This window comes from Porphyromonas sp. oral taxon 279 str. F0450 (assembly GCF_000292995.1).
Lineage (GTDB): Bacteria > Bacteroidota > Bacteroidia > Bacteroidales > Porphyromonadaceae > Porphyromonas > Porphyromonas pasteri.
Map to the genome: position 1 here is coordinate 1 of NZ_ALKJ01000023.1, position 1,987 is coordinate 1,987.

Consider the following 1,987-nt stretch of genomic DNA (forward strand, 5'->3'; position numbering starts at 1 on the left):
CAAGAACAGCTTCGCAAGGGGCTGGTCTTTGGTGGGCTGGGGCTCCTCTGCGCCCTCTCCCTTTGGTTCATCTTTGCTCCCTCGGATAAGGAAAAGGGCGCAGAGCAAGAGGGCCTCAATAAGGATATCCCCGAGGCTACGGTGCGCCAGCTCACCGATAACAAGCTCAAGAGCTATGAGCTCAGCGACAAGTCGGCTTTAGAGAACGAGACGCAAGCGGAGATTGGCCGACTCTCGGATTACTTTGCCGAGGAGCCCACCTCCCTCGAGGCCCAAGGGCAGGGGCAGGCTTCCTCAACGAAGATCGAGGGCTCGCTCCAGCGCTATGAGGAGAATAAGCGCCTCTTGAGTTCCTTCTATGCCCCGGATCCTAATGCAGAAGAGCGTGATGCTCTGCGTGCCGAGAACGAAGACCTCCGTGAAGCTCTGCGTAAGAAGGAGAGTGAAGCGGATGATGAGGAGGAAAAGCAGCTTCGCCTGATGGAGCGAAGCTATCAGATGGCCTCCAAGTACCTTCCTAAGGGCGGGGAGCTTCCCGCTAAAGCCTTTCTTCGAGCAGAAGAGCGTACTATCGTAGAGCCAGACGCGGAGAGCACTCCCCAAGAGCCCAGGATGGAGCTCCTCGCAGAGCCAAAGCACCTGGTATCTAGCCTAGCTCAGCCCATGGCCGATTCAACCTTCATGCAGGAGTACGGGAGTAAGGTGCGTCATCTAGGCTTTCACTCGGCGCTTGCTCAGCCCTCTTCCGTTCAGCGCAACACGCTACCCGTGGTGGTCGATCATACGACGGCACTACGGGAGGGAGACTACGTAGCCTTGCGCCTCTTAGAGTCGGCTCGTATTGGGGAGCTACGTATCCCACGGCAGAGCTTGCTAATTGCTCAGGCTAAGCTCGGGGGAAATCGCCTGCAACTCCTTGTCAAGAGCATGGAGATCGGTGGTCGGATTATTCCCGTCAAGCTCTCGGCCTATGACCTTGATGGGCAGGAGGGGATCTATATCCCGGGGGCAGAGCAGGTCTCAGCCCTGAAGGAGGTGGGGGCGAACATAGGAGGCTCGGTAGGCACTTCCTTCACCTTTGCGAGCTCGGCCAAAGATCAGATCATCTCCGAGGCAGCTCGTGGCGTGATGCAGGGTGCAAGCCAGCTCCTTCAGAAGAAGCTCCGCACTCTTCAAGTGACCCTCAAAGGAGGCTATCGTCTCTTCTTAGTTCCCAGTAAGTAAACAGCAAAAGCACTATAACAATGAAGCAATGGATTCTTTCCGCCCTGCTCTTCGGGGCGAGTATGACTACCGCCCTTGCTCAGACTACGACCGATAGTCTGAGAGCTCAGATGGGCTATCGTCCGCTTTCCACGGGTGATCTCTATCAAGGGATGAGCAAGACCATCCCCTCGGGGCGTGTGGTCTTGCCCTATGGTCTTGAGGTCACCTTTGACAAGACCTCGCACCTGATCTTCCCCTCCGCTATCCGCTACGTAGACCTCGGGAGCAACAAGCTCATCGCAGGTAAGGCAGAGGATGCGGAGAATGTCCTACGTGTCAAGGCCGCCGTGCGAGACTTTGAGACGGAGACGAATATGAGTGTCATCTGTGAGGATGGCTCCTTCTATGCCTTCAATGTGAAGTATGCCGAAGAGCCCGAGAAGCTCAGCGTCGAGATGGCCGACTTCTTGTCAAGTACAGAGGGTAGGCTACCGAGTAATCGTGCCGACATCTACTTCAAGGAGTTGGGGAGTGAGTCGCCCATCCTCGTGAAACTGATGATGAAGACCATCCATCAGAATGATGAGCGGACGGTCAAACACATCGGGGTACGCCAGTTTGGAATACGCTTCCTCCTGCGTGGCCTCTATGCACACAATGGCTTGCTCTACCTACATACCTGCATCGACAATGAGACGAACCTCCCTTACTCGGTGGACTTCATCAGCTTCAAGGTCGTCGATAAGAAGGTGGCTCGACGTACGGCCATCCAGGAGCAGGT

2 protein-coding genes are annotated in these 1,987 nt (G+C 55.9%); both read left to right on the forward strand.

The window, feature by feature from the left end:
- Positions 1-1,224 (forward strand): conjugative transposon protein TraM (gene traM / locus HMPREF1323_RS06310; RefSeq protein WP_009433307.1); only part of this gene is annotated, 1,224 nt, incomplete at its 5' end.
- A 20-nt stretch (positions 1,225-1,244) separates the two neighbouring features.
- Positions 1,245-1,987 (forward strand): conjugative transposon protein TraN (gene traN, locus HMPREF1323_RS06315; protein WP_009433308.1); only part of this gene is annotated, 743 nt, incomplete at its 3' end.